Annotated in this window: 25 protein-coding genes; 15 read left to right on the forward strand and 10 right to left on the reverse strand. The window is 51.6% G+C overall.

Annotated features, from left to right (window positions below):
* Positions 1–34: 34 nt before the first annotated feature.
* From ACYVK4_RS07500 to ACYVK4_RS07530, 7 genes are all read right to left on the reverse strand, one after another.
* A complete protein-coding gene (locus tag ACYVK4_RS07500; RefSeq protein ID WP_461126876.1) occupies positions 35–907 on the reverse strand; it encodes an aldose 1-epimerase family protein in 873 nt (290 codons plus the stop codon).
* An 86-nt stretch (positions 908–993) separates the two neighbouring features.
* A complete protein-coding gene (gene rpsG, locus ACYVK4_RS07505) occupies positions 994–1,461 on the reverse strand; it encodes a 30S ribosomal protein S7 (protein WP_012928933.1) in 468 nt (155 codons plus the stop codon).
* 146 nt (positions 1,462–1,607) lie between these two features.
* Complete coding sequence (gene rpsL / locus ACYVK4_RS07510) at positions 1,608–2,036, reverse strand: 30S ribosomal protein S12 (RefSeq protein ID WP_046577394.1); 429 nt, start codon at positions 2,034–2,036, stop codon at positions 1,608–1,610.
* A 102-nt stretch (positions 2,037–2,138) separates the two neighbouring features.
* On the reverse strand, positions 2,139–2,459 hold the full coding sequence (locus ACYVK4_RS07515; RefSeq protein WP_461126877.1) for a DUF3467 domain-containing protein: 321 nt from the start codon (positions 2,457–2,459) through the stop codon (positions 2,139–2,141).
* A 47-nt stretch (positions 2,460–2,506) separates the two neighbouring features.
* Complete coding sequence (locus tag ACYVK4_RS07520) at positions 2,507–2,896, reverse strand: DUF4870 domain-containing protein (RefSeq protein WP_461126878.1); 390 nt, start codon at positions 2,894–2,896, stop codon at positions 2,507–2,509.
* Positions 2,897–3,099: 203 nt separating this feature from the next.
* On the reverse strand, positions 3,100–6,549 hold the full coding sequence (locus ACYVK4_RS07525; RefSeq protein WP_461126879.1) for a pyruvate carboxylase: 3,450 nt from the start codon (positions 6,547–6,549) through the stop codon (positions 3,100–3,102).
* Positions 6,550–6,758: 209 nt separating this feature from the next.
* The gene (locus tag ACYVK4_RS07530; RefSeq protein ID WP_461126880.1) at positions 6,759–7,772 is read right to left on the reverse strand and encodes a hypothetical protein; all 1,014 of its coding nucleotides are present in this window, start codon (positions 7,770–7,772) and stop codon (positions 6,759–6,761) included.
* 108 nt (positions 7,773–7,880) lie between these two features.
* On the opposite strand from ACYVK4_RS07530, the gene ACYVK4_RS07535 reads away from it, so the two are divergent.
* Positions 7,881–8,543 carry a DUF1345 domain-containing protein gene (locus ACYVK4_RS07535; protein ID WP_461126881.1) on the forward strand — a complete coding sequence of 221 codons (663 nt, stop codon included), beginning with the start codon at positions 7,881–7,883 and terminating at the stop codon, positions 8,541–8,543.
* Between the two features lies 1 nt (position 8,544).
* On the opposite strand, the gene ACYVK4_RS07540 is transcribed toward ACYVK4_RS07535, so the two are convergent.
* Together ACYVK4_RS07540 and ACYVK4_RS07545 are read right to left on the reverse strand one after the other, a co-directional pair.
* Entirely contained in the window at positions 8,545–8,721 is a 177-nt protein-coding gene (locus ACYVK4_RS07540) for a hypothetical protein (RefSeq protein ID WP_461126882.1), read from the reverse strand.
* A gap of 71 nt (positions 8,722–8,792) precedes the next feature.
* Positions 8,793–10,028 (reverse strand): nucleoside recognition domain-containing protein, encoded by a 1,236-nt coding sequence (locus ACYVK4_RS07545; RefSeq protein WP_461126883.1) that lies wholly within the window; start codon positions 10,026–10,028, stop codon positions 8,793–8,795.
* A 192-nt stretch (positions 10,029–10,220) separates the two neighbouring features.
* Here ACYVK4_RS07545 and ACYVK4_RS07550 point away from each other — a divergent pair, with 192 nt between their 5' ends.
* Positions 10,221–10,814 carry a M15 family metallopeptidase gene (locus ACYVK4_RS07550; protein WP_461126900.1) on the forward strand — a complete coding sequence of 198 codons (594 nt, stop codon included), beginning with the start codon at positions 10,221–10,223 and terminating at the stop codon, positions 10,812–10,814.
* Between the two features lie 106 nt (positions 10,815–10,920).
* Positions 10,921–11,958 (forward strand): M28 family peptidase, encoded by a 1,038-nt coding sequence (locus ACYVK4_RS07555; protein ID WP_461126884.1) that lies wholly within the window; start codon positions 10,921–10,923, stop codon positions 11,956–11,958.
* Between the two features lie 24 nt (positions 11,959–11,982).
* Here ACYVK4_RS07555 and panC read toward each other — a convergent pair whose 3' ends face one another.
* Positions 11,983–12,822, reverse strand: coding sequence for a pantoate--beta-alanine ligase (gene panC / locus ACYVK4_RS07560; RefSeq protein WP_461126885.1), 840 nt, complete (start codon positions 12,820–12,822; stop codon positions 11,983–11,985).
* A 139-nt stretch (positions 12,823–12,961) separates the two neighbouring features.
* On the opposite strand from panC, the gene ACYVK4_RS07565 reads away from it, so the two are divergent.
* From ACYVK4_RS07565 to ACYVK4_RS07620, 12 genes are all read left to right on the forward strand, one after another.
* Positions 12,962–13,768, forward strand: coding sequence for a glycogen/starch synthase (locus ACYVK4_RS07565; RefSeq protein WP_461126886.1), 807 nt, complete (start codon positions 12,962–12,964; stop codon positions 13,766–13,768).
* Positions 13,769–13,915: 147 nt separating this feature from the next.
* Entirely contained in the window at positions 13,916–15,754 is a 1,839-nt protein-coding gene (gene glmS, locus ACYVK4_RS07570) for a glutamine--fructose-6-phosphate transaminase (isomerizing) (RefSeq protein ID WP_461126887.1), read from the forward strand.
* A gap of 158 nt (positions 15,755–15,912) precedes the next feature.
* Positions 15,913–17,052 carry a cysteine desulfurase family protein gene (locus ACYVK4_RS07575; RefSeq protein WP_461126888.1) on the forward strand — a complete coding sequence of 380 codons (1,140 nt, stop codon included), beginning with the start codon at positions 15,913–15,915 and terminating at the stop codon, positions 17,050–17,052.
* Between the two features lie 414 nt (positions 17,053–17,466).
* On the forward strand, positions 17,467–17,748 hold the full coding sequence (locus ACYVK4_RS07580) for a hypothetical protein (protein ID WP_461126889.1): 282 nt from the start codon (positions 17,467–17,469) through the stop codon (positions 17,746–17,748).
* A 97-nt stretch (positions 17,749–17,845) separates the two neighbouring features.
* Positions 17,846–18,715, forward strand: coding sequence for an FAD binding domain-containing protein (locus tag ACYVK4_RS07585; RefSeq protein WP_461126890.1), 870 nt, complete (start codon positions 17,846–17,848; stop codon positions 18,713–18,715).
* Between the two features lie 29 nt (positions 18,716–18,744).
* Entirely contained in the window at positions 18,745–19,254 is a 510-nt protein-coding gene (locus tag ACYVK4_RS07590) for a (2Fe-2S)-binding protein (protein ID WP_461126891.1), read from the forward strand.
* 29 nt (positions 19,255–19,283) lie between these two features.
* Positions 19,284–21,650 carry an aerobic carbon-monoxide dehydrogenase large subunit gene (locus ACYVK4_RS07595; RefSeq protein WP_461126892.1) on the forward strand — a complete coding sequence of 789 codons (2,367 nt, stop codon included), beginning with the start codon at positions 19,284–19,286 and terminating at the stop codon, positions 21,648–21,650.
* Positions 21,651–21,718: 68 nt separating this feature from the next.
* Positions 21,719–22,267 carry an SRPBCC family protein gene (locus ACYVK4_RS07600; RefSeq protein ID WP_461126893.1) on the forward strand — a complete coding sequence of 183 codons (549 nt, stop codon included), beginning with the start codon at positions 21,719–21,721 and terminating at the stop codon, positions 22,265–22,267.
* On the forward strand, positions 22,242–23,132 hold the full coding sequence (locus tag ACYVK4_RS07605) for an AAA family ATPase (protein ID WP_461126894.1): 891 nt from the start codon (positions 22,242–22,244) through the stop codon (positions 23,130–23,132). The genes ACYVK4_RS07600 and ACYVK4_RS07605 overlap by 26 nt, the downstream gene beginning before the upstream one ends.
* A complete protein-coding gene (locus tag ACYVK4_RS07610) occupies positions 23,104–24,243 on the forward strand; it encodes a vWA domain-containing protein (RefSeq protein ID WP_461126895.1) in 1,140 nt (379 codons plus the stop codon). The genes ACYVK4_RS07605 and ACYVK4_RS07610 overlap by 29 nt, the downstream gene beginning before the upstream one ends.
* The gene (locus ACYVK4_RS07615) at positions 24,236–25,201 is read left to right on the forward strand and encodes an XdhC family protein (RefSeq protein WP_461126896.1); all 966 of its coding nucleotides are present in this window, start codon (positions 24,236–24,238) and stop codon (positions 25,199–25,201) included. The genes ACYVK4_RS07610 and ACYVK4_RS07615 overlap by 8 nt, the downstream gene beginning before the upstream one ends.
* Positions 25,198–26,319: an XdhC family protein gene (locus ACYVK4_RS07620; protein WP_461126897.1), complete on the forward strand. Its 1,122-nt coding sequence runs from the start codon at positions 25,198–25,200 to the stop codon at positions 26,317–26,319. Before ACYVK4_RS07615 ends, ACYVK4_RS07620 begins: the two co-directional genes overlap by 4 nt.
* Positions 26,320–26,686: the final 367 nt, after the last annotated feature.

Consider the following 26,686-nt stretch of genomic DNA (forward strand, 5'->3'; position numbering starts at 1 on the left):
CAGGGGCGGCTAACAATAGCCGCCCCTGTTGGTTCTACTCTACTGTAATGGTAAAGGTAGCTTCGAACACACCACCTTCAGCAAGCTGCTGAATCAATTCTTTCTCCTCAATGGGTTTGGGTTCTCCTTCGCTATCTGCGCAACCCAACCACGGCTCTATACAGACAAAAGGCGCTCCTGGCTTCGCCCAAATGCCGAGATACGGAAAAGCAGGGTAGGCAACCGATAATGTATGCGAATGCTTATCGCTACGGATGGTTACCCGGCGGGAAGCCAGATTCTTAAACACCAGCGCATCGGCATCAAACAGGTGCTTTGTTAAGGGCAGCTTATCGCCATCAACCGTCGGAACGGGCACGGTTTCTCCTGTAAAGTACCCTCCGGCTGATAGCATGTGCGTTTCCAGCGGCTCTGCCTTTTCGAATTCAACGACGTAATCTTCATAAGCTTCTCCGGCCCTGAACGGCACGGCAAAGGCAGGATGCGCGCCTACTGAGAAGAATATCGTCTGTTCATCTTCGTTCACCACCCGATACGAAACGGTCAGTTTTGGCCCCTCGATTTCATAGATAATCTGAAATTCAAACTCGTAGGGGTAATGCACACGGGTAGCGTCGCTCGAACGCAGGGAGAAAATAGCGTGCGTGCTGGTCGATTCGGTTGTTTCAAAGGTCGACTGGCGGGTGAAGCCGTGCCGCTCAATGGGGTACGCTTTGCCATCTACCAGCAATTGGTTATTCAGGCAACCGCCCACGACCGGAAACAGGTTTGGCGCATGCCATCCCCACACTGATGGATCTGCCTGCCAGAGATGTTCGATACCCGTTGTCTTATGAAAGACAGACGTCAGCTCGGCGCCCTTCGGCCGGATGGAAACGTGGAGATGGTCGTTTTCTAAAGTTGTCATATGGCTGAAAAACAACAAAAGCTACCCAATGTTGGATAGCTTTTGCAAAGGTAATGGCCATCGGGATTTTGGCCAGATTAATTGGTTTAGAACCGGAAGTGAGAGAACGCCTTGTTGGCTTCAGCCATACGGTGCGTATCGTCCTTCTTTTTCACTGCTGCGCCTTCGCCTTTTGCGGCTGCAACGATTTCAGCGGCTAACCGGTCTACCATGGTTTTTTCACCACGTGAACGAGCATACTTAATAAGCCATTTCATGCCTACCGCGACTTTTCGGTCTGCCCGTACTTCGGTTGGCACCTGAAAGGTAGCTCCACCGACACGACGGCTTTTTACTTCAACTGATGGCATGACGTTATTCAATGCCTTTTTCCAGGTATCCAGACCACTTTCGCTGGTGCGCTTGGCAACCACATCGAGAGCGTCGTAGAAGATGGAGTACGCCAGGCTCTTTTTGCCTTCGTACATCAGATTGTTTACAAATTTGGTTACGAGGACCTCTTTATACTTCGGGTCGGGTAATACGTAACGCTTGGGCGGTTTCGCCTTTCTCATGATTTCTTCAGATTTTTGATCTTACTCTGGACGCAGTCTTTCCAACGCCCAGTCAGTTTTTGGTAAGTAGTTCATTAAGTGAAGTGGTGTAGTAAGGTCAAAACCACTAATTACACCTACTGCACCAATCAACTCATTACACTAGATTACTTTTTCTTTTTTGCTGGTGGTGCACCTTTGCCACCTTTCACTGGAGCCTGACCTGGTTTTGGCCGTTTAGCACCATATTTCGAACGGCTTTGCAGACGACCGCTTACGCCAGCCGTATCCAGAGCACCCCGAACGATGTGGTAACGTACACCTGGAAGATCTTTAACCCGGCCACCACGAATCAGTACGATCGAGTGCTCCTGGAGGTTGTGACCTTCGCCTGGAATGTAGGCGTTAACTTCTTTTTGGTTCGTCAGGCGAACCCGGGCAACTTTCCGAAGCGCCGAGTTTGGCTTCTTCGGCGTCGTTGTGTACACACGCGTACACACGCCCCGACGTTGTGGGCAAGAGTCCAAAGCTGGCGACTTTGACTTGTCGATCAGCTTTTCGCGGCCCTTACGCACGAGTTGTTGTATAGTAGGCATTCTTAGTTTTGTTTACGAAAAAACAGTCTTCCCGAATTTTGAGGTGCAAAGATACGGAAAACAGTTTGAAAGCCAAAGGATTTATAGTTTACAAACTACGATTTACGCCTGGCCGACCGGACCACCAAAGCCACCAGCCGGAAACTTAAATTCGTTAGGCTCGTTAATGCCGCCATACGCTTCTTCGAAACGGCTGATATTCTCGCGCAGGGCTTCCAGTAAGCGCTTGGCGTGTTCAGGGGTCAGAATAATGCGGGCTTTCACTTTCGCCTTGGGAACACCCGGCATCAGACGAATAAAATCTAGAATAAACTCACTATTCGAGTGAGCAATCATTGCCAGATTGGCATATACACCTTCGGCGATTTCTTCGCTTAATTCGACGTCAATAGCGCCTTCAGGGTTTTGTTGGGGAGGAGTCATTCTGCGATTTTTTAATAGCTGATCAGGGCCAATAACTAACGGTTCCGTTAGTTGATAAACCGTATGGTTAATGGATAACGATAATATTCGCCATTATTGGCTTTTATGCCCGCAATAATAGTAAAAACGAGCCATACCACACCGACCACAAAAATCAGTACGATGCCGACAAGGATCATCGTTAGCAGAATGGAGACCGCGAAGGCAATGGCCATCGTAATCTGAAAGTTAACGGCTTCTTTTCCGTGATAATCCACGTAGGCTGACTTGTCCTTTTGTATTTGCCAGACAATGATGGGAGCAATCAAACTACCAAAACCGGTAAACAATCCGGTGAGCGCACTTAAATGAGCAAACATAGCCCACATGCGGGCGTCTGATTCACTCATAGGGACAGGAACAGGTGTGTAATTTGGCGTTGGCGGTTGATTTTCCATGATTACAGGCGGTTTAGTTCGATAAGTAAGTTGCCATAAAATTTTGACTGATACAACGGTATGGAAGACCAACCGCTTCGTAAGGTCTGTAAATAGTAAAAAAAGGCCGTTCCGCGGAGAAACGACCTTTTCTTAACACTTTCTTATTTTTCAGCTTCCCGTTAACTCCTTCTATTCATTATGGAGTTTAGTCAACCAGGAGCTTACGCCAACTCTATTACGCAATCGTCCTGCTCAACGGTGGTAGCTTCTTTCAGCACGACTTTCGCTACTTTACCTTCTTTCTGAGCCGCCACGATACTTTCCATCTTCATGGCTTCAATCACGAACAACGGCTGATTTTTCTTGACAACATCGCCTTCCTTCACCAGAATTCGGGTCAATCGTCCCTGCAGCGGGGCACCTACATCGCCCGGTTTGCTCGCTTTCGCATTGATGGCCTTCTCCACCTTCGAGGCCCGGTCGCGCACCTGAACCTGACGGCTTTGGCCGTTGAGCTCAAAGGTGATGGTCCGCATACCAAACTCGTCAGGCTCCGATTTGAACAGCAGCCGAACCAGAATGTTCTTTCCCTCTTCGATGTTGATCAGTATCTCTTCGTTCTCCTTCAGTCCGTAGAAGAACGCAGGCGTTGGAATGATGCTGACATTGCCGTACTGCACGTTGGCCTTGTAATATTCGTCATATACCTTCGGGTACATCTGGTACGACAGGTAATCCACGAACCCGTCGCACTGGGGATATTTCTCCTGGAAGGTTTTGAAATCGGCATCGAAATCAATTGGTTTCAGATGCTCATTCGGACGGCCTTTAATCGGCTCCTCCCCTTTCAGCACTACCTTCTGAATATTTTCGGGGAAACCACCCACGGGCTGACCCAGGATTCCCTTCATCAGTTCTTTTACCGATTCCGGGAACGACAACGAATCGCCACGCGTCAGCACGTCGTTGGCCGTGAGGTTGTTGGCCGTCATGAAGATAGCCATGTCGCCCACCACTTTCGAGGATGGCGTCACTTTTACAATGTCGCCGAAGAGCTGGTTGGCTACCGAGTAGTTCTTTTTTAGCGTCTCGAACTTATCGCCCAGGCCGGTGGCAATGGCCTGTGGTTTCAAGTTCGAATACTGGCCACCCGGAATTTCGTTCTCGTACACTTCTGCGCTGCCCGCCTTCATACCCGACTCAAAGGGGTAGTAATATTCCCGAACATCTTCCCAATAGTTCGAGTACGCGTTCAGCGACGACAAGTCCGTTTTACATTCCCGCTCGTGGCCCTGCATCATGGCCACCACGGAGTTGAAATTCGGCTGTGAGGTCAGGCCCGACAGCGCCCCAAGGGCACAATCGACAATATCGACACCGGCATCAATGGCTTTCAGATACGAAGCTGCCTGAATACCCGGCGTGTCGTGCGTATGCAGGTGAACCGGAATACTCACGGCCTGCTTCAGTTCCCGAACCAGCACATCAGCGGCCAGGGGCTTAAGCAGACCAGCCATATCTTTAATGGCCAGCAGGTGAGCGCCTTCGTCTTCCAGCTGACGCGCCATATCCAGGTAGTACTGGAGGGTATATTTCTTCTGATTCGGATCCAGCAAATCGCCGGTGTAGCAAATGGCGGCTTCGCACAGCGCATCAGTCCGTTCGCGAACGGCCCGCATACTCACTTTCATGGCTTCGACCCAGTTGAGCGAGTCGAAAATCCGGAAAACATCAATGCCCGTTTCCCACGATTGCTCCACGAACTTCTCGATCAGATTGTCAGGATAAGCCGAATACCCAACGGCATTCGAACCGCGGAACAGCATTTGCAGCAGCATATTCGGCATGGCTTCGCGCAGGGCCGCCAGTCGTTTCCACGGACTTTCATACAGGAAGCGCATCGACACGTCGAAGGTGGCACCACCCCAGACTTCCATCGAGAATAGCTCCGGGTGGTTCTTGGCAAACCCTTCGGCTACTTTCTGCAAATCCTGCGTTCGAACACGGGTGGCCAGCAGCGACTGGTGCCCATCGCGGAAGGTTGTGTCTGTGTAGAGAATACTTTTCTGATCGAGCACCCACTGAACGAACTTCTCCCGACCTAACTCTTTGAGCCGATCGCGATTGCCAGCAGGGTAAGTTCCGTAGATATCGAAGTTGGGAACAACGGGGGTACGGAATATTTTGCTGTCGTCTTTCTTTTTAACCTCCGGGTTACCGTTCACAATCACATCGGCCAGGTAGTTGAGTACCCGCGTCGAGCGGTCCTGCGGCTTGCGGAAGTTGAACAGTTCAGGGTGAGTTTCAATGAACGATACCCGCGCTTCGCCCCGCTGAAAAACCGGGTGGCTGATCACGTTCAGCAAAAAGCCAATATTGGTCTTCACGCCCCGAATCCGGAACTCAACCAATGCCCGCGTCAGTCGCTGGGTAGCCCCCTTGAGCGTCCGTCCCCGTGCCGAAACCTTCACGATCATGGAATCGAAGTAGGGCGAGATTTTCATGCCCGCGTAGCTGCTTCCCTCATCGAGACGGATACCAAAACCAGCTGCGTTCCGATAAGCCGTTATCGTTCCAAAATCAGGCTTGAAACCGTTGGCGGGGTCTTCGGTCGTAATCCGACACTGAATGGCGTAGCCGTTGAGGGGAACGTCGTCCTGGTGATTGATATAAATGCCGTTATCGGAAAGCTGATACCCCATCGCGATCAGAATCTGCGTTCTGACGATATCGATACCCGTTACCTCTTCGGTAATGGTGTGCTCGACCTGAATACGAGGATTGACCTCAATAAAGTAGATATTTTCGGCTTTGTCGACCAGGAACTCAACGGTGCCGGCATTGGAGTAATTAACGGCCCGCCCCAGTTGCAGGGCGTAGGCATAAAGTTTATCTTTCGTTTCCTGTTTCAGCCCGAAGGATGGAGCAACTTCAACAACCTTCTGGAACCGTCGCTGTACGGAGCAGTCACGTTCGTACAGGTGAACGATATTGCCGTGTTGGTCGCCGAGCAACTGAACCTCAATGTGCTTGGGTTCTTCAATGAATTTTTCGAGGAAAATGGTATCGTCGCCAAAGGCGTTGCGGGCTTCATTCTTGGCTTCGGCGAACGCTTTTTCAAACTCTTCAGCCTGTCGTACGACGCGCATACCGCGACCACCGCCCCCGGCAGCGGCTTTCACCATAATGGGAAAACCAATCCGCTGGGCTTCCGTAAGGGCAAATTCCGGCGACATATTCTCCTCCCGCGAATCCGGGATGAGCGGTACGCCGGCGCTGGTGGCCAGATTTTTGGCCCGTACTTTATCGCCTAATGCATCCATCGCTTCCGGCGATGGACCCACGAAAATAATACCCTCTTCGCGGCACCGACGAGCCAGCTTCACGTTCTCCGACAGGAATCCGTAGCCGGGATGAATGGCATCGACCTTGTGTCGTTTGGCGAGCAGAACGATCCCTTCAACGTCCAGATACGGCTTCAGCGGATCTTCGTCACGACCAATCTGATAGGCTTCGTCAGCCTTGTAGCGGTGAAGCGAATAGCGGTCTTCGTAGGTGTAAACGGCAACAGTTGTGATGCCGAGCTCAGTAGCTGCCCGCATGATGCGAATAGCGATTTCGCCCCGGTTGGCGACGAGCAAACGTTTAATGGGTCGGATATACTCTTTCATGATTCTCAACAAAAGCGGCTTCAGGCTATACAAGTGCCAAATAACATAGCAAGATTGTTGAAAATTTTGAAATAACTACCCTCCTCTTCATAATCCTTGGAGAAGATAGTTTTTTCCGGGAATATTGCAGAAAGCAACAAAGCCGCGTTTTACTTAATTTAAATCTACTCCCCCTATAAGCTTTCTGCTTTTACGCAGTACCTGGCACCTCACCGATAACTTTTCAGCCACTGTTTCAATACACCCAGATCAGCCAGCGCTTTCAGGTCGTTTTTCAACTGTTTGGTATCCCGCTTGAGCTGCCCTATGTCGCTATTGAGACTGATGTCGAAGCCAACGAGCGAACCCGCGGTAAACTTGGATTTTCCCGTCATTCGCGCCAGCTGTTTATGCAGCGTGGTTACTTCGTCGTCCAGTTCCTGCGCCTGCTGTCGTAGAATTTTGTTGTAATAATTGAGCTGACTTTCGGCCAGGGATTCGAGGTGCGACTGATCGATGCGTTCGAATTCGAGCTGCAACCGAAACAAGGCGAGTAAATCACTTTTTTCATATGCGGCAATGACGCGGTGCATGATTTCGGTCTTACGCACCTTTTCGGCTTCATCCGGTTCGCGATCAGGGTGGAACGCTTTTACCAGATCCATGTAAAGCGTCCGAACCGCTTTGGTCGTGTTCTGCTCATCGGCTTTCTTTTTGGCCTCGCGGGCTAACCGTTTCTCCGACTTGGGTTTACTGGCTCGTTGTCGCTGGCGTTCCGCTTCGGCGGCTTCCTGAGCGGCTATGCTATCCGACTCGTACCCGGAGTCATCGCCTTCTGTCCATGGTGCCAGTTGCTGATCGGACTCATCGAAGTCGGATGTTTTGTATTTGGCATAAATAGACTCCAGACTATCAACGTCGTATTGGTAAATCAGGTCGGACGCGATGGTTTGAATCAGGTCAGCCAGTTTTTTCTGTTCCGCCCGTGTCATATCGTCATGCTCATACGCCCGGTCGAACAGCCGAACCAGATTGACCCGCAGTTGAATATATTGATCAACGAAAGGTTGATAATCAGCCTGCAATCGCTGGTATATGTAGTCCGAAGACTCCCGCAGTTGCTGTAATTCAGCCGTTGTTTCTTCTATTTTCTGCGTAAGCCGATTAAATTCCTTCTGCGACTTCGACAGTGAATCGCTACCGGTGCCAATTCGGACAAGTTGATGCTGAATGGGTTGAGACATAGAGCCTTTTACGGAATACATTAAAAGTTGTGACGAGAGCCGCTAAAAATTTGGGGAACACTACCTGAAGGACGTTATTCGTAACCTACCCGTTCACTCATTTAGAAAATGTCGACCCATCCACTGCACTCCATTGCCCGCCTGGACTCTCAACACCGGTTAGCAATTGGTCTGTTCGCGGCATTCGTTGCCTACTTCGCCGTTCCGGGCAAGTTCAGTGTAGCTGCCCACCTGACCGTTGTCTGGATAACGTTTGCCGTGACAATACTTGTGCTGATGTGGACGAGTATAAGCATTGCGCATCCCCGCGATCTACCCAAACTGACAAGCCTTGAGGATTCGAGCCGAACACTGATTATGCTTTTCGTCGTTGTAGCCGCTATAGCCAGCCTCTTCGCCGTTATCGAACTGCTGGACTCGACCAATAAAAATGCCCCCGAATGGCCACGAAACAGACTACTGGCGATCTCAGCCATTGCCAGTGCCTGGACGCTTGTCCATACGGTATTTACCCTCCGCTATGCACACTTGTTTTACGGCAATGATAAGAGCCGGAAAACCCACCCGGGTGGACTTGACTTCCCCGGCGACGACGAACCCGACTACCTGGATTTTGCCTATTTCTCGTTTGTGATTGGCATGACCAGTCAGGTTTCTGACGTGGCGGTTCGGTCGAAACCCATGCGCCGAACGGCCCTTGTTCACGGGGTACTATCCTTCGGGTTCAACGCCATTATTATCGCCCTGACGGTTGGCGGTCTAGCTAATTAGTTTAGGAGTACTTACCAGCCCGACCCTGCTTTTTCGCTTTCTCTACCTGCTCTTTCTCATACTCTTCCCGCTGCCGTTTATCGGAAAGGAGGTTGCGGTACAGGCCATTGAGTACATAAATATCGTCGACCTCGTCGATCAGTAAGTGGAGTTGTTCACGTACCTGGGTAATATTCATTCGGTAATTCCGCCGAAGCGGTTAGTTTGTTGGATTAGCTAGTTAGCTAACACATTTCTGATGTTTTTCGCTCAATGAAAGAAGAAATAACCGAGGGCAATACCGGCGATAACGCCCATCAGATCAGCAAATAACCCGAAGGGAATGGCATAGCGCGAATTGCGAATACCAACCGAGCCAAAGTACAGGGCCACAATGTAAAACGTGGTGTCGGCTGCCCCCTGAAACATGCAGGCTAGTCGTCCCACAAAGGAATCGGGGCCAAACTGCTTCATGGCATCGATCATCAGCGCCCGCGACCCCGAACCACTTAAAGGCCGCATGAGAGCCACCGGCAGCGCATCCGTAAATTCGGTGTTGATACCTGTCAGGCTGAACACGTATTTTAGTCCGTCGATCACGTAATCCATGGCCCCGGAATTTCGGAACGCACCAATGGCAACGAGCATACCGACCAGGTATGGAATAATGCGGACGGACGTTTCGAAACCGCCTTTGGCTCCTTCGATAAAGGCGTCAAAAATGTCTACTTTTTTGCGCATCGCCCCCAGCAGAAACGACACCACAATGAGCATCAGCACCAGGTTGCCCGTTACTTTGGATATGATCTCAATTTCATCTTTCGTCTTGGTCGACAGGAACCACAACGCCAGCCCAATCAGACTGGTGATACCCCCCAACCAGCCCATTACCGTGGCATTGATCAAGTTGATGCGCTGCTTGATAGCCACCGCAATCATGCTGACGACCGTGGCTACGTAGGTGGCAATCAGGCACGGAATGAAAATATCCGACGGGTCTTTGGCCCCCAGAATAGCCCGCTGCGCCATAATACTCAATGGTATAATCGTCAATCCCGAAGTGTGCAGCACCAGAAACATGATCTGGGCGTTGGAGGCCGTTTCTTTCGTTGGGTTCAGTTCCTGCAAACTCGCCATAGCCCGCAGCCCGAACGGCGTGGCGGCATTGTCCAGACCAAGCATATTGGCCGAGAAATTCATGATCATCTGGCCGTTGGCCGGGTGATCGCGGGGTACTTCGGGGAAGAGTTTATGGAAGAAGGGGCCGATGATGCGAGCCAGAAAATTGATAGCTCCCGCCTTCTCGCCAATGTTGAGCAAGCCCAGAAAAAACGTCATCACCCCCGCCAGCGGCAAGGCAATATCCATGACGGCGACCTTTGACGAATCGAACAGTCCTTCGACCAGAATTTTGAAGATTTCGGTGTCGCCCAGGAAGATCAGTTTGGCCAGTGCAACGACAAACGCAATGATAAAAAAGGCAACCCAAATGTAATTTAAGGCCATGTTACGGGCGGTTTAGCAAGCAAAGTAGTGCGTTTTGGCGTTATTTGCGTTATGATGAATGGTAAAAAAGTTAAGCCACAGAGCAGCGCAGAGCAAACACAGAGATACACAAAGATTTTTCTCCGTGTATCTCTGTGCGTCTTTGTGTGCCTCTGTGGCTTACCCTTGCAAGCGCAGGACTTCGAAGCCGCTATGGCCAAACAGGGCCTTGTCGACGTGCAGAAAACAGACCCGACGATTCTGGTCGAACTCAAGTATTCGACCACCGACAACTTCATAGGGAGAGACGTGTACGGCGATCTGACACGAGCGTATATGCAACCGATGGCGGCAAAAAAACTGGCAGCAGCCAGCAAATACTTGCAGGCGCATCACCCCAATCTTCGCTTGCTGGTGTATGATGCCGCCCGCCCCCGCTCGGCCCAATGGAAACTCTGGAACGCCCTGCCCGAGTTATCCGAAAATGAGCGCCGGAAATACGTAGCCGACCCGCGCATTGGCTCTATTCACAACTATGGCTGCGCGGTCGACTTAACCGTAGCCACCGCCGACGGCAAGGCGCTGGATATGGGCACCAAATACGATTTCTTCGGCGAACTGGCCTACCCCTCCCGCGAAAAACAACTCCTAAAATCCGGCAAATTAACACAGCAGCAAATCGACAATCGCCAGATACTGCGTACGGCCATGCGACAGGGGGGATTCACGCCAATTGAATATGAGTGGTGGCATTTCAATTCGCTGTCAAGGGAGAAAGCGAAGATGATGTTTCGGATTGTGGATTAACCTACAGGAAGTGACTTAATGGAACCCAGCCCGTAAAAAGCATGTATATAACCGTTTATCCAGCCGTTACGTGATAAAAACAACGTTCCTAAGCACAGCGTTTTACATGCTTTTCAGTAGCATGCACTGTTTGGGGCAACCCGATGTTTCGTCGGTCTCTGTTTCGTATTCACTGCTTAAAAAGCACGTTTATCTGTTAGCTTCTGATAGTTTGCAGGGCCGAGCAACCGGAACCAAAGGCCAGCTTCAGGCCGCATTTTACTGCTCAACAACGTTCCGAAGAAATCATCTAGTTACGGTATTCCCGATTGATTCCATTCGGCGTTCTTTTCGCCAGACGTACCCTTTCATCACCACGGAGGTAGCCAATTTTGGTTCAGCCGGTGCTTATCGTGTTACGTCACCTGCCTATAAACAGTACGAATTATCACCTCCACCACTCACAGCCAAAGACAGCAGCCATGTGCTTTTTGGCGACAATCTTGCAGGGGCACTTATTGGAACCGACTTAAAACAAGAAGTAGTCATTGTGTCCGCCCATTACGATCATCTGGGTGGAACTGGCAATCGGATTTTTCATGGTGCTGATGATAATGCGTCGGGGACGGCTACCGTTTTGAGCGTGGCCGCCTTGTTTGATAGTCTGGCCCAGCGGGGTATTAAACCTCGCAGAACGATCATGTTTGTTTTATTTTCTGGTGAAGAAGGTGGGTTGCTGGGGTCGGAATACTTCGTCAGGAATAGTCCTATTCCATTAAGCCAGTTCGTGTGTGACCTAAATGTTGACATGGTAGGTCGAGTCGATAATGCTCATCGCAAGAATCCCGATTACTGCTATCTACTGACAGGAGATCAGGTCAACGAATTACGGAAAATCGCTGAGACAGCGAATCAACAATCCGTGAACCTGACATTAAATCAGGGTGGATATGATACGAAAAACGATCCTGAACGGCTCTTCTACAGGTCAGACCACTACAACTTCGCCAGAATAGGTATCCCCGCCCTATTTTTCACAAACGGTAGCCACAATGACTACCATCAGCCTTCCGACACAGCGGATAAGATTACCTATGATCTGCTTCAAAAACGGGCAACACTTGTCTTTCAAACAGCCTGGCTGGCCGCCAATCCGACTCCCTAAATCCAATTATTGAGAACTCTCCGCTCAGAACACCAGATTGTCGATCAGTCTGACGTTTCCCAAATGAGCGGCCAGACAGATGGCCGTTTGCCCCGGCGCCAGCACTTCGTTGGCCAGTTGCAACGTATCGGCATTGACTATTTCAACATACTCTAACCGGAAGTGGGGATTGCCCGCAAATAAGCCCGTTACAGCCGCTTTCGCCTGCGCAGTGCTATGACCCTCAATCAGCAGCTCGTGTGCCATTGACAGGCCTTTAAATAACGTTGTAGCCTCCTTTCGCTCGGTAGGTGTAAGATTACGATTGCGGGATGACATCGCTAGTCCATCACTCTCCCGAACCGTCGGGCAGCGGATCAGCTCGACCGGGACGTTCAGGTCGCGGATAAGTCGCCGGATAACGGCCACCTGCTGCAGATCCTTCTGACCAAAATAGGCGCGGTCGGCCTGTACGATGTTGAATAGTTTGGCCACCACAATACCGACGCCGTTGAAATGGCCCGGCCGGAAGGCCCCCTCCATCACCGTTTCCAGTTCGCCAAAGTTCATGCGTAGCGTAGGCGACTCGGGATACATTTCTGATACCGACGGGGCAAACACCACGTCGCAGCCAGCCGCTTCGAGCTTTTCGCAGTCTTCTTCCAGCGTTCGGGGATAGCGGGCCAGATCATCGGGGTTATTGAACTGGGTCGGGTTGACGAAAATACTGCTTACCACCACATCATTCTCCCGGCGAGCCGTTTCAATGAGCGTTATGTGACCCTGGTGCAGGGCACCCATGGTTGGCACCAGCCCAATGGACTGTTCAGAACGAATGGAATTCAAGTATTGCCGAAGTGCAGAAACCGTGTCGAAACGATACATAATGGGTCAAGTCTTTTTGGGGCTGCAATGATACGGGAACCTGATCTTTTTTGCACAAAACGTATTGAAATACGGGAAAAATTTGTATAATTTTGCAAGTTTTTTGGTTCACTCAGACAACACACGCTTCCCCTAACTTATGAGCAAACTCCGCATCCTTTACGTTGCCAGCGAAATCAACCCTTTCCTGAAAACGTCTGACGTCGCTGATTTCGTCCGCAAATTGCCGCAGGCCATGCAGGAGCGTGGGATGGAAATTAGAATTCTGGTGCCTCGCTTTGGGCTTATTAACGAGCGAAAAAACCGGTTGCACGAGGTGGTACGGTTGTCGGGAATTAATATTGCCGTAGGAGATGATGAAAAACCATTGATTATCAAGGTTGCCTCTATTCCGACGGCGAAATTGCAAGTTTATTTCATTGATAACGAAGACTATTTCCAGCGGAAATATGTTTTTCACGATAAGGAGAATCGATTCTACGACGATAACGACGAACGGGCGATTTTCTTCTGCAAAGGCGTGCTCGAAACGGTTAAGAAACTAGGTTGGGCACCCGATATCGTTCATTGCAATGACTGGATGACAGCTTTAATCCCGCTGTATCTGAAAACGACCTACAAAAATGACCCCATGTTCAAAGACACTAAGTCAGTTTTTACGGTCTACAACAATTCGTTTGAGCACCGCTTTGAAGGCGACATCATCGAAAAGGCACGCATGATGGATATTGACGACGAAATGCTGGCCGAGCTAAAAACGGCCGATTTCGAAGGCTTTATCCGCATTGGCTCTACCTATGCCGACGCCGTTGTTCGGGCCGAAGAAGAATCGAGCGAAAGCCTGAACGCCATTTTGACGGACTTCCCCGAACACAAGTTCGACGCTGTTGAAGACGAAGATGTAACCGACCGCTATTACAACCTGTATACGCAGCTGGCTGGCTAGTACACTAGCTTGTTCAATATCAGTAAGACCCTTCTAAAAAGCCGGACGTTTCCGGCTTTTTAAGTTTAATTTACTTTCAAAATCAGTTTATCTCCTTTTATCCGTTCCAACAGATAAACGCACCGGCGTTCCGGTATGTATTGACTTATGTGTGGTATTGTCGCTTATGTAGGACACCAGGAAGCGTGTCCAATAGTAATAAAAGGCTTAAAACGACTCGAATATCGGGGCTACGACAGTGCAGGCGTGGCGCTGATGAATGGCGAGGGCCTGAACGTTTACAAGAAAAAAGGAAAAGTGGCCGCGCTGGAGCAGGAACTGGCGGGCAAAGCGCTGCACGCCACTATTGGCATGGGTCATACGCGCTGGGCCACGCATGGCGAGCCGAACGATGTGAACGCTCACCCGCATTACTCATTCCACCGTAAGCTGGCCATCATTCACAATGGCATCATTGAGAACTACTCATCCATCAAGCAGGCATTGCTCAAAAAGGGCCACACGTTCAGCAGCGAAACCGACACGGAAGTTCTTGGTCAGTTTATCGAAGATATCTGGGAAAACAACGGCGGTACCCTCGAAGAAGCGGTACGACTGGCGTTGCAGGAAGTAGTAGGTGCCTACGCCATTGTTATCATGAACGAAAGCGACCCCACCCAGCTCATAGCGGCCCGCAAAGGTTCACCGCTCGTGATTGGTGTTGGCGAGAACGAGTTTTTTCTGGCATCCGATGCGACACCCATTGTCGAATACACCAAAGACGTCATCTACCTCAACGATTACGAAGTAGCCGTTATCAAAAATGGTGAGCTAACCGTAGTTACGCTCGATAATACCACCACCACGCCCTATGTCCATAAGGTGGAACTGGAGCTGGAGGCCATTGAAAAGGGCGGCTTCGACCACTTCATGCTTAAAGAAATTTTTGAGCAGCCCCGCTCCATTGCCGATTCCATGCGGGGTCGCGTGAAGGCCGATGAAGGTACCCTGCAACTCGGCGGCTTGCGTGATTACCTGGATAAGCTGGCGAAGTCGAAACGTATCGTAATCATTGGTTGTGGTACGTCGTGGCATGCAGGTCTGGTAGCCGAATACATTTTTGAAGAACTGGCCCGTATTCCCGTCGAGGTAGAGTATGCTTCGGAATTCCGGTACCGCAACCCGATCATCAAGGAAGGCGATATCGTTATTGCCATTTCCCAATCGGGCGAAACGGCCGATACGCTGGCCGCCATTGAACTGGCGAAATCGAAAGGTGCCACGATCTTCGGCGTTTGTAACGTAGTGGGATCATCCATTGCGCGGGCCACCCATGCCGGTGCTTTCACACACGCAGGACCTGAAATTGGGGTGGCCAGCACCAAAGCGTTCACAGCCCAGGTAACGGTACTGACGTTAATGGCACTGGCTGCGGCCAAACGAAAAGGCACTATTTCGGACTCGCTTTTCCGGCAACTGCTGGCCGAACTGGAAAGTATTCCCGCCAAAGTTGAACGGGTATTGCAAGCGGCCGACAAGATCAAAGAAATCGCGTATATCTTCACCTACGCCCGGAATTTCATCTACCTCGGCCGGGGTCTGAACTTTCCGGTGGCCCTGGAAGGTGCGCTGAAACTGAAAGAAATCTCGTACATCCATGCCGAAGGTTACCCGGCGGCTGAGATGAAACACGGCCCCATTGCCCTCATTGACGAAGATATGCCGGTCGTGGTCATTGCCACCAAAGACAGTTCCTACGAAAAAGTTGTGTCGAATATTCAGGAGGTAAAAGCCCGTAAAGGCCGCGTGATCGCGATCACGACCGAAGGCGACACCCAGTTGCCCGGTATGGTCGATTTCACGATTGAGATTCCGAAAGTACATGAGATTTTGATGCCTCTGATCTCAGTGATACCCTTGCAACTCCTTTCCTACGACATTGCCGTGATGCGCGGTCGTAATGTCGACCAGCCCCGTAATCTGGCCAAATCGGTAACCGTCGAATAGGGTTTACCCTGTTAAACAAGAAGCGCGATAAGGAATACTTCCTATCGCGCTTCTTGTTTAATACATCCATCACCGAAGCATATTGAAGTCGTAAAAAAATAAAAGCAACTGAATTTCCCCGGCCCGAACGTTGTATTGACAACAGACCAGGTTGATCCATGAACTACCCTGCTTACTTCGATTACAATGCCACCACACCCGTCGACCCGGTGGTGCTGGAAACCATGCTGCCTTACTTCGGCCTGCACTTCGGCAACGCGGCTTCGCGTACGCACGTTTTTGGTGCCAAAGCGGAAGAAGCAGTTGATGAAGCCCGGCAACAACTCGCCCGTCTACTGGGCGTCGATCGAAAAGAAGTAGTTTTTACCAGTGGTGCCACCGAGTCGATCAATCTGGCGCTAAAAGGTGTTTGGGAGGCCAATAAACATCGGGGGGCGGGGCACTTTATCACCGTCAGCACCGAACACAAAGCCGTGCTGGACACCTTCGAACACCTGTCCCGTCAGGGGGCTGAGGTCACCTATCTTCAGCCCGGTAGTGATGGGCTTATTACGGCCGATCAGGTGGAGGCAGCGATCAGGCCGGATACCTTGCTGGTGTCCGTCATGGCGGCCAATAACGAAACGGGCGTTTTACAGCCGATTCAGGAAATCGGTGCAGTCGCTCACAAACAGGGGGCTTTATTCCATACCGACGCTACTCAGGCCATTGGCAAATTACCGCTTTCAATGACCAACAGCCCCATTGATTTGCTGAGTCTGTCGGGACACAAACTCTACGGGCCTAAAGGCATTGGGGCCTTGATTGTCAGAAAAAACGTCACCCTCACCGCCCAGCAGGATGGCGGTCGGCACGAACGGGGGCGACGTTCCGGCACCCTCAACGTACCGGGCATTGTTGGACTGGGTGAAGCGGCCCGCCAGGCACAGCTTCATCTGCCCACCGAAACAGTGCGAATTGTGGCCCTGCGCGATCAACTTGAAGCGGGGATTCTGGCCCAGCTACCCAACGCGACCGTTAATGGAAGCCGCCAATTCCGTCTGCCCAATACGACTAACATCTGTTTCTCGGGACTGGACGGGGAACTGCTGTTACTATCCCTCAATGAAATTGCGGTTTCCAATGGGTCAGCCTGCACCTCGGCTTCCACCGATCCATCACACGTCCTGAAAGCAATGGGATTATCGGATGATCAGGCCTACAGTTCGGTGCGATTTAGTCTGGGCCGCTTCACCACAGAAGCCGAGGTTGATGCCGCTATTCGTCATGTGGTATCGGTTGTTACGAAGCTTCATTAATAGGATGCCTATTTGTTGATCACTTCTCGGTAAAACCCCGATCAACTAATCCGAAAACCATCTAACGATACATGGGCTGTTGGCTGAATTATGCCATCGATCAAATAATAATGCTTTAATTTTCATATGAATATTTTAATAAAAAATAAAATTTAATGATGTATTTAGAAGAATAATTAAAGTAAATACACATAAATTACCACTTTTTAAGCCGTCCCTGCTCAACGTATACTCCTGTAGTTTTTTAACTGACTTCATCAAATGGATTATGTGCAGGAAACCCCATGCATGGCTTGCCATGCGGGTAATTCATCTGGAAAACAGCCAGACGGTCACTGGTATTCTACAGCCTCAGCTCTTCTTGTTCTTCTGCTCCCAAAATGTCCATTCTGTATAGTTGCCTATACAAGTTCAATGGCTATCTGCGGAGCCCCATCAGTTGTCAACTTTCAAATCGGCTGGGGAACCTGGCTGGCCATTGGGCTGGCAGCAATTTGTTTTAGCAGCATTGCGACAAACTACCGGGGTAAGGGCACCCGTACGGCCCTATGCATAGCACTTTCCGGCCTTTCTTTTCTGGGCATAGGTCTGTTTACTCCCGATTCCATGGGCTGGTATTATGTCGGGGCTATCCTCCTGTTTTCAGGCAGTTTTTACAATGGCCGCGGCTACCGGTGGTTGAGTAAACTAGTGTAACATTTCCTGGTCGTTGACGGCATGGTCGAAGAGCGACGTATACCAATGACAGTTTTTACCATGAATTGCATTTCACCTAAACCATTTATTATCCCAAATGATCGCTGCAGATTTTAATTACGAGGCCCCTACCACCCTGGACGAAGCCATCGCGCTGCTTCAGAAGTATGGCGACGAGGCCAAAATTCTGTCGGGTGGGCATAGCCTGATCCCCATGATGAAACTCCGGTTTGCATCGCCGGAACATATCATCGACATCAACAATATCCCCGGTCTGTCCGATATTTCGGTAGACGGGCAGACGCTGAAAATTGGTGCCTTGACGCGGGAAGCCGCCCTCGAACACTCGGCGTTGCTGAAAGAGCACTTCCCCATTTTTGGCGACGTAACCAAGCTGATTGCCGACCCGCAGGTACGGAACATGGGTACCATCGGCGGTAACCTGGCGCACGGCGATGCCGCCAACGACCACCCCGCCGTTATGCTAGCCCTCAACGCTACGGTTGTCGCCACCGGGTCAGAGGGGTCGCGCAGCATCCCGATCGATGAGTTTTTTATGGGCTTCTACATGACCGCCCTCCAGCCCGACGAAATTCTGACCGAGATTCAGATTCCCATGCCAGCGGCCGGAACCGGTAGCGCCTATCATAAACTGGAACGCAAAGTGGGTGATTATGCCACGGCGGGTGTAGCCGTTCAGTTAACACTCGATGGCAACGGCGTATGTACCTATGCCGGTATCGGGCTTACCAACGTAAATCCCCTGCCACTCCGCGCCGAACGCTCTGAAGCGGCCCTGCTGGGTAAAACCCTGACGGATGACGTGATTGCCGAAGCCGCCCTCTTTGCCTCGGAAGATTGCAACCCATCGTCCGATCTGCGTGGCGACGAAGAATACAAGCGGGCCATGGTGGGTGTGCTGGTCAAACGAATGATCCATAAAGCTGCCGAACGAGCCATCGCCTAGAAACTCCCAACCATTCAAACATTCAGTATATGCCCACGAAACCAATAACCATCACCGTAAACGGACAGGCCCATACCGCCGAGGTAGAACCCCGTTTGCTGCTTGTTCACTTCATCCGCGAAAACCTCAACATGACCGGTACGCACATCGGCTGCGATACCAGCAGCTGCGGAGCCTGTACGATTCTGCTCGATGGCAAATCGGTAAAATCCTGTACGGTACTGGCTGTGCAGGCCAATGGCAAATCCGTATCGACCGTCGAAGGACTTTGTGCGCCGGGTGCCGCCCTGAACCCCCTTCAGGAAGGGTTCAAGGAGAACCACGGTTTGCACTGCGGCTTTTGCACGCCGGGCATGATGATGCGCGCTACCGAGCTGCTGGAAAACAACCCGAACCCAACCGAAGACGAGATCAGGTGGGGCATCTCGGGCAACCTCTGCCGCTGCACCGGCTATAACAACATTGTAAAAGCCATCCAGTATGCAGGAGCCAAAATACGGGGCGAGGAGCCCGCTTCGACCGAACCCGAATTCGTTTAATCTCACCGATTCTTAACTCATCAGCTATAATGCAAACGTGTAAAACATCGAAAGCCATTGGTGGAATGGGCCATTCCATCAAGCGGAAAGAAGATGCCCGATTCCTACAGGGTAAGGGTAACTATGTCGATGACATCAAGCTCGACGGCATGCTCTATATGGACATTGTCCGGAGCCCCTACGCCTACGCTAAAATTAAAAAGATTGACAGCGAAGCCGCGCTCAAAGTGCCCGGTGTACTGGCCGTTGTTACGGGCCGTGACCTGGAGCAATACAACCTGCACTGGATGCCCACCCTCATGTCGGACACCCAAATGGTGTTGCCGACCGATACGGTCATGTATCAGGCGCAGGAAGTGGCGGCCGTTATTGCCACCAGCCGCTATGCCGCCCGCGACGGCCGCGAAGCCGTCCGGGTGGAATATGAGCCGATGAAGCCCGTTATCGACCCCTTCAAGGCGCTCGACCCATCGGCACCCGTGTTGCGGACCGACAAGCCGGGCAAGACCGACAACCACATCTGGCACTGGGAAGTAGGCGACAAAGCCAAAACCGAAGAAGTTTTCGCTAATGCTGACGTGGTGGTTAAAGAGCAGATGCACATCCCGCGCATTCACGTAGCGTCTATTGAGACCTGCGGCTGCGTGGCCGACTACGACAAAGTCAACAATCACCTCACCATGTACATGACCACGCAGGCTCCTCACGCCATCCGCACGGTCATTGCGCTGGTGGCTGGCCACGTGGGGCTGACCGAGGAGAAAGTACGGGTCATTTCGCCGGATATTGGGGGAGGCTTTGGCGGCAAAGTACCGGTATATCCGGGCTATGTGATTGCCATTGCCGCGTCGTTCCTGATTGGCAAACCCGTAAAGTGGATCGAAGACCGGAGCGAGAACCTGCAAGCTGACTCGTTTGCCCGCGACTACCACATCACCGCCGAAATGGCGGGTACTAAAGACGGTAAGATTCAGGCGACCCGCTTCAAAGTGCTGGCCGATCACGGCTATACCGATGCGTCGGCTAATCCATCGAAATTCCCGACGGGTATGTTCTCCATTGCTACCGGGTCATACGATTACGGCACGGCCTATATGGAAGCCGATGCGATTTACACCAACAAGCCACCGGGAGGGGTTGCCTATCGCTGCTCGTTCCGCGTGACCGAAGCCGTTCACGCCATCGAACGCATGACCGACCGCTTTGCACTGGAAGTTGGCAAAGACCCGGCTCAGTTACGTTTCGAGAATTTCATTAAGAAAGAAGCTTTCCCCTGGCACTCGCCCACCGGCTGGATTTATGACAGTGGTGACTACGAAGCGGGGCTCAAAAAGGCCATGGAAGCCATCGACTACGATGGTCTGCGAAAAGAGCAGGCAGAAAAGCGGGCCAAAGGCGAATTGATGGGCATTGGTATCTCGACGTTTACCGAAGTGGTGGGTGCCGGTCCCTCAAAGGACTTCGACATTCTGGGTATCAAAATGTTCGACAGCGCCGAGATTCGGGTACACCCAACCGGCAAGGCGATTGCCCGTTTCGGCACCAAATCGCAGGGACAGGGCCACGAAACTACCTACGCCCAAATCATTGCCGAGGAGTTGGGTATCCCGGCCGAAAACATACAGATTGAAGAGGGCGACACCGATACCGCCCCCTACGGCCTGGGTACGTATGCCAGCCGAAGCACACCCACGGCGGGTGCCGCTGCGGCCATTGCCGCCCGCAAGCTCCGGGATAAAGCCCGCAAAATTGCGGCTTACCTGCTGGAAGTAAGCGAAGATGATCTGGAGTGGGAGCCGGGCAAATTCTTTGTAAAAGGAGCGCCCGAGAAAGCCAAAACCATTCAGGAACTGGTCTTTGCCGCCTATACCAACCACCCGCAGGGTATGGAAGCGGGCTTTGAAGCCACCCATTACTACGATCCACCAAACCTGACGTTCCCTTCGGGCGCCTACATCTGCGTGGTCGATCTGGACAAGGAAACGGGCGGCATTCACGTTCGCCGGTTTGTTGCCATTGATGATTGCGGCAACATCATCAACCCGATGATTGTGCAAGGGCAGGTTCACGGTGGCCTTACACAGGGTATCGCCCCAGCCATGTACGAATCACTGGTGTATGACGAAGATGGCAACATCCTGAACGGTACACTCATGGACTACCTCGTGCCAACGGCTGTTGAGTCGCCGAAATGGGAAACGGGGCATACCATTACGCCATCTCCGCACCACCCCATCGGGGCCAAAGGTGTGGGTGAGTCGCCAACGGTGGGCGCACCACCGGCCATCGCCAATGCCATCGTCGATGCGCTGTCGCCCTACGGCATCACCCACCTCGACATTCCCATCACGCCGTTCAAAGTCTGGAAGGCACTGCGGGAAAAGGGAGTTGTGTAACCACAAACTTTACGGTTTACGGTTCAATGTTGCTGAACCGTAAACCGTAAGCCTTAAACCAAGAAAAAATGACGACTAATCTCACCAAATCATTTGACGTCGCGCAGCCCATCGAACTCGTCTGGGCGACGCTGACTAATCCACCGCAAATTGTCGACTGTGTTCCGGGCGCGTCGCTCACCGAACAGGTCGATGCCGATAACTATAAAGGATACGTTGGCCTTAAGTTCGGACCCGTAAAAGCTGGCTACGACGGCCTGGTAACGTTTGTTGAGCGGGATGCCGTCAACAAAAAAATGACGCTGAAAGGCCTGGGGCTCGACAGCAAAGGGAAAGGCAGCGCCGAAATGCTCATGAATGCCACCCTGACCGAAGTGGATGGGCAAACGCACGTGGAAGCCACCATGGACATCAGCATAACCGGCATGCTGGCGCAGTTTGGCGCCCGGCTCATCAACGATGTGTCCAACCAGGTCTTCAATCAGTTTGTATCCAATTTCAAAGAGAAGCTGGCTGCCCCCGCAGCAACGGATGCCTCAACCGCTGAAACGGCCGTAGACAGTACATCTGACGAATCAAAATCCGGTATTGGTGGATTCATTAAAAAACTCTTCTGAGATACTCGCTGCTTTAGAAAATCATACGTACGTCGCCGATGAAGAGTTGGCGACGGTACTTTTTCTACTGCTTACGCTTCGCAAACCGCTGCTGCTCGAAGGGCCGCCGGGGGTCGGAAAAACCGAAATCGCCCTCGTGCTGAGCGAGATGCTGCAAACACCCCTCATCCGGCTGCAATGCTACGAAGGGCTGGATGTCAACGCGGCTGTGTATGAGTGGAATTACCAGAAACAACTGCTGGGTATCAAACTTCAGGAAGGGAGCGGTTTATCGGTGCTGGAGAAAGAGAAGCACATCTTCGGGGCCGATTACCTGCTCAAACGCCCGCTCCTGCAGTCGATTACCAACGAAACGCAATCGCCGGTGCTGCTGATTGATGAGCTGGACCGCTCGGACGAAGAGTTTGAAGCCTTTTTGCTCGAACTGCTCTCCGCCTTTCAGATCAGCATTCCCGAAATCGGGACGATCAAAGCCACGCATAAGCCCTACATCATCCTGACGTCGAACCGGACCCGCGAGTTGAGTGATGCCCTGAAACGGCGTTGTCTGTACCATTGGATCGACTACCCCTCGCTCGAAAAAGAAATGGCGATTGTACAGAAGCGGTTGCCCCAGATTGAGCCTCAATTGCTGGCGCAGGTGGTTGACTTTGTACAGGATTTGCGGCAACGGAAACTGGCAAAAACACCGGGCATCTCCGAAACCCTCGACTGGGCCGAATCGCTGGTAGCGCTGGGCCATCGCGACCTGAACCGCAAAGCCATCGAGCAAACGCTAGGCAGCATTCTGAAATCGGTGGATGATATACGAGCGATAAAAACGGAATACCGCCCAGATGAAGTTACAAGCCTTCGCCACGAGTAGCCTCACGGAGTCGATTGTCGGGTTTGCCCAATTTGTGCGCAGCCATGGCCTTAATGTGGGCATCCAGGAAACGCAGGATGCGCTCCACGCGGCCAATAATGATTTGCTAACCAGCCGCTCATCGCTCAGGTATTCACTAAAAGCGATTTTCTGCACCTCGCCCGAAGAGCGGCAAATTTTCGACCGGCTTTTCACCTTGTACTGGGATACCAACCCCATTGATCTGCGGGAAGAGAAAAACAAAACCAGTATTCAGGGAGCCGTCAAAAAGAAGACCAACAACACGCTGGTGCTGCTGGGAGCAGGCAAAACGGCCGACATCCTTCAGGAAGCAAAAACCGTATCGGGGGCGAATGAGATCGAGCGGCTACGTCAAACCGATTTTGCCAAAGTCAACGACATTGATGTCCGGCAACTGGAAGAAATTGCTCAACAACTGTTCCGGGAAATTGCCCTCCGTCTGCGCCGACGCATGAAGGAAAGCACTACTGAAGGCAGCATCAACCTGCGTCGAACCATCCGGCGGAGCATCAGCTACGGAGGAGAGCCGGTAGAGCTGTTCCGGCGGGCCAGGAAACCCAAAAAGCAACGGCTCATTGTGCTGCTCGACGTCAGTGGTTCGATGGACAAATACAGTTTCTTTCTGCTTCGGTTCATCATGGTGCTGCGCGAACAGTTTCGTCAAGTTGAGGCTTTCGTGTTCAGCACTACCCTGATTCGCATCAGCAAAGCCCTGCAGCACAACCAGATCGAGACGGTTTTGTCCCTGCTCAATCAACAGGCCAACAACTGGTCGGGCGGTACAAAAATCGGCGACTGTCTGGAAACCTATTGCGATACTTACGGAAAACGCACCCTGAATGGCTCACCTACCGTAATTATCCTGAGCGATGGGCTGGAGACGGGGAGCGTTGAAAAACTAGCGGAGCAGATGCAGCGCATTCATCGCAAAGCCAAAAAAGTAGTCTGGCTCAACCCACTCAAAGGCATGAACGGCTACGAGCCAACGGCCAGGGGTATGGCAGCCGCCCTGCCCTCCGTCGACGCCTTTAATGCCGCCCACACCCTGAATAGTCTATTAGAACTTGAAACCATTTTAGCCCATGCTTGACGAATTTTTGACGCAATACAACTTCCTCCGCCAGCGTAACGAACTGTTTGCCACGGCTACGGTCGTCTGGCGCGAAGCTCCCAGTTCGGGCAAAGCGGGCGACCGGGCCATCATCAGCAGCCAGGGTGAGGTATGGGGATGGGTAGGCGGTGGCTGCACCAAAGGCATCGTGTTGAAAGAAGCCAGTGCCGCCATGCAGGAAGGCCGCCCCCGGCTGGTACGGGTAAGCCCCAACCCCGACGTGGCTCCTCAACAGGGCATCAAAGAATATAAAATGACGTGTCAGAGTGGTGGCAGTGTCGACTTGTTTATTGAGCCGATACTGCCCAAAACGCATTTGATCATCATGGGAAAATCGGCCATTGCGCAGGCCCTGGCCACCACCGCCAAGCTCCTCGACTATCGGGTAACGGTCATGGCCATGGGGATACCCGAAGGAACATTTACCGGCGTCGACGACGTTAAAATAGCATTCAGTTTCACCAAAACGCCTGTCAACAAGCATACCTTTGTGGTGGTCGCCACGCAGGGCGAGCAGGACGAGATGGCGTTGAAAGCAGCGCTAAAGGTAAACCTCCCCTATGTGGCGTTTGTCGCCAGTCGGAAAAAACGGGAATCTGTTTTTGCCTATTTGCGATCAGCGGGCGTACCGGAAAGCGAGCTTTCGGCCATTAAAACCCCGGCAGGTATCGACATTAAGGCCAAAACACCCAACGAAGTGGCTATCAGTATTCTGGCCGAAATTATTCAGACGGTCAGAAGCCAGCCGTCGCCGTCCGATTCAGTAGAAACGTTTACGGAACAAGACAAATTCTATGTAAATCCTGTTTGTCATATTCCGGTAGACAAAACATCTGCCAAACATATTGTTGAGTATAAAGGCACCAAGGTATATTTCTGTTGTGACGGTTGTAAGGTTAAATTTGATGCCAATCCGTCAACCTATATCCAGGCATGAAAGAGATTAAAGCAATAATTGATGGTTACGACCACCTCGACCCTCAAACCACGCAAGCCGCTTTGGCCACGGTGGTGCGGGTAGAAGGTTCCTCCTATCGTCGTACCGGTGCCCGGATGCTGGTTATGAGCGACGGCGTCTGGATTGGCGGTATTAGCGGAGGGTGCCTGGAGGGCGATGCGCTCAAACGAGCCCGATTAGCCATTGCCAAGGCTTCGCCGTCTAAAATCACCTACGATACCACCACCGACGATGAACACCAGATCGGCGTTGGACTGGGGTGCAACGGCATCATCGACGTGCTGTTTACCCCGTTGGATTTTACCGACAAAAATAATCCTGTCGAAGTACTCAAAAACTGCATGAACGCCCGTCGCCAAACGAACGTCCTCATCACCATCACCGGCCTGGAAGGGGACTGGTCTTCGATCAAAGAAGGGGACGTGATTCGCTATATTGATTCAACAAGCCTCGATGTGCTGGACCACGCGGCTATTCAGGCTCAGCTGGACGAGAAAATCCAGGCCCGGATCACCAAAGGTGTATCGGCCCCCTATCGGTTCGATAGCCCGGATGGTTCGATGCTGGAAGCCTTTATCGAGATACTTTCCCCAGAAATCCACCTGGTCCTTTGGGGGCACCAATATGATGTGTATCCACTCACTCGCCTGGTGAAAGAAATTGGCTGGCGGGTAACGGTCGTAGCGAATCCGCTGAAAGTCAACAAAAAAATAGCCACCCTAGTCGATGAGATCGTCTTGCCCGAGAATTTTCAGGATATTCTCTTCGATGAGCACACAGCTATTGTGCTCATGTCGCACGATTACAAGACCGATAAGCAAAACCTGCCGAAGGTGCTGGCAACCAACGTCCCTTATATTGGCATGCTGGGTCCCCGTGTCCGATCGGAACGAATCTGGGCCGAATTAGCTGACGAAGGCACTCCCATTGCCGAAACTGATTTTGCGCGTATTCATGCCCCCGTTGGTCTGGACATTGGCGCGGTGTCGCCCGAAGAAATCGCTTTGTCGCTGGCCGCTGAAATTCGAGCCGACTTTTCCAATCGGAATGGCACCTTTCTGCGACTTCGTCAAAGTACCATTCACGTTCGGGAGTAATGCTTTGACGAACAACTCGTCTCTTCAGACTTAAGCTTGCCACTGCTCTCATTCACTCCATTTGAGTGAATAAAGGCTGTTATAAAGACTGAACAAAGCTCATTTTTTTGTCATCCCGACTAAGGAGGAATCTTCGGATGAGACAAAATTGTCTAACTTACCGAAGGTCCCTCCTTAGTCGGGATGAAATAAATTATTCTCAATCATCTAATTTACAATTCATTACTTAGCTTAAAGTAACGTGAACAATGGCTGTATGTATGTTGAATTGAGCTTATTAAACGGGTTTAGGACATTTTTTTAACCACAGAGACGGTCCGCCGTTGCGGCACAAAGCGCACAGAGGTTGATGGGGCAAAAAGTTACC

It is taken from the genome of Spirosoma aerophilum (assembly GCF_054782495.1).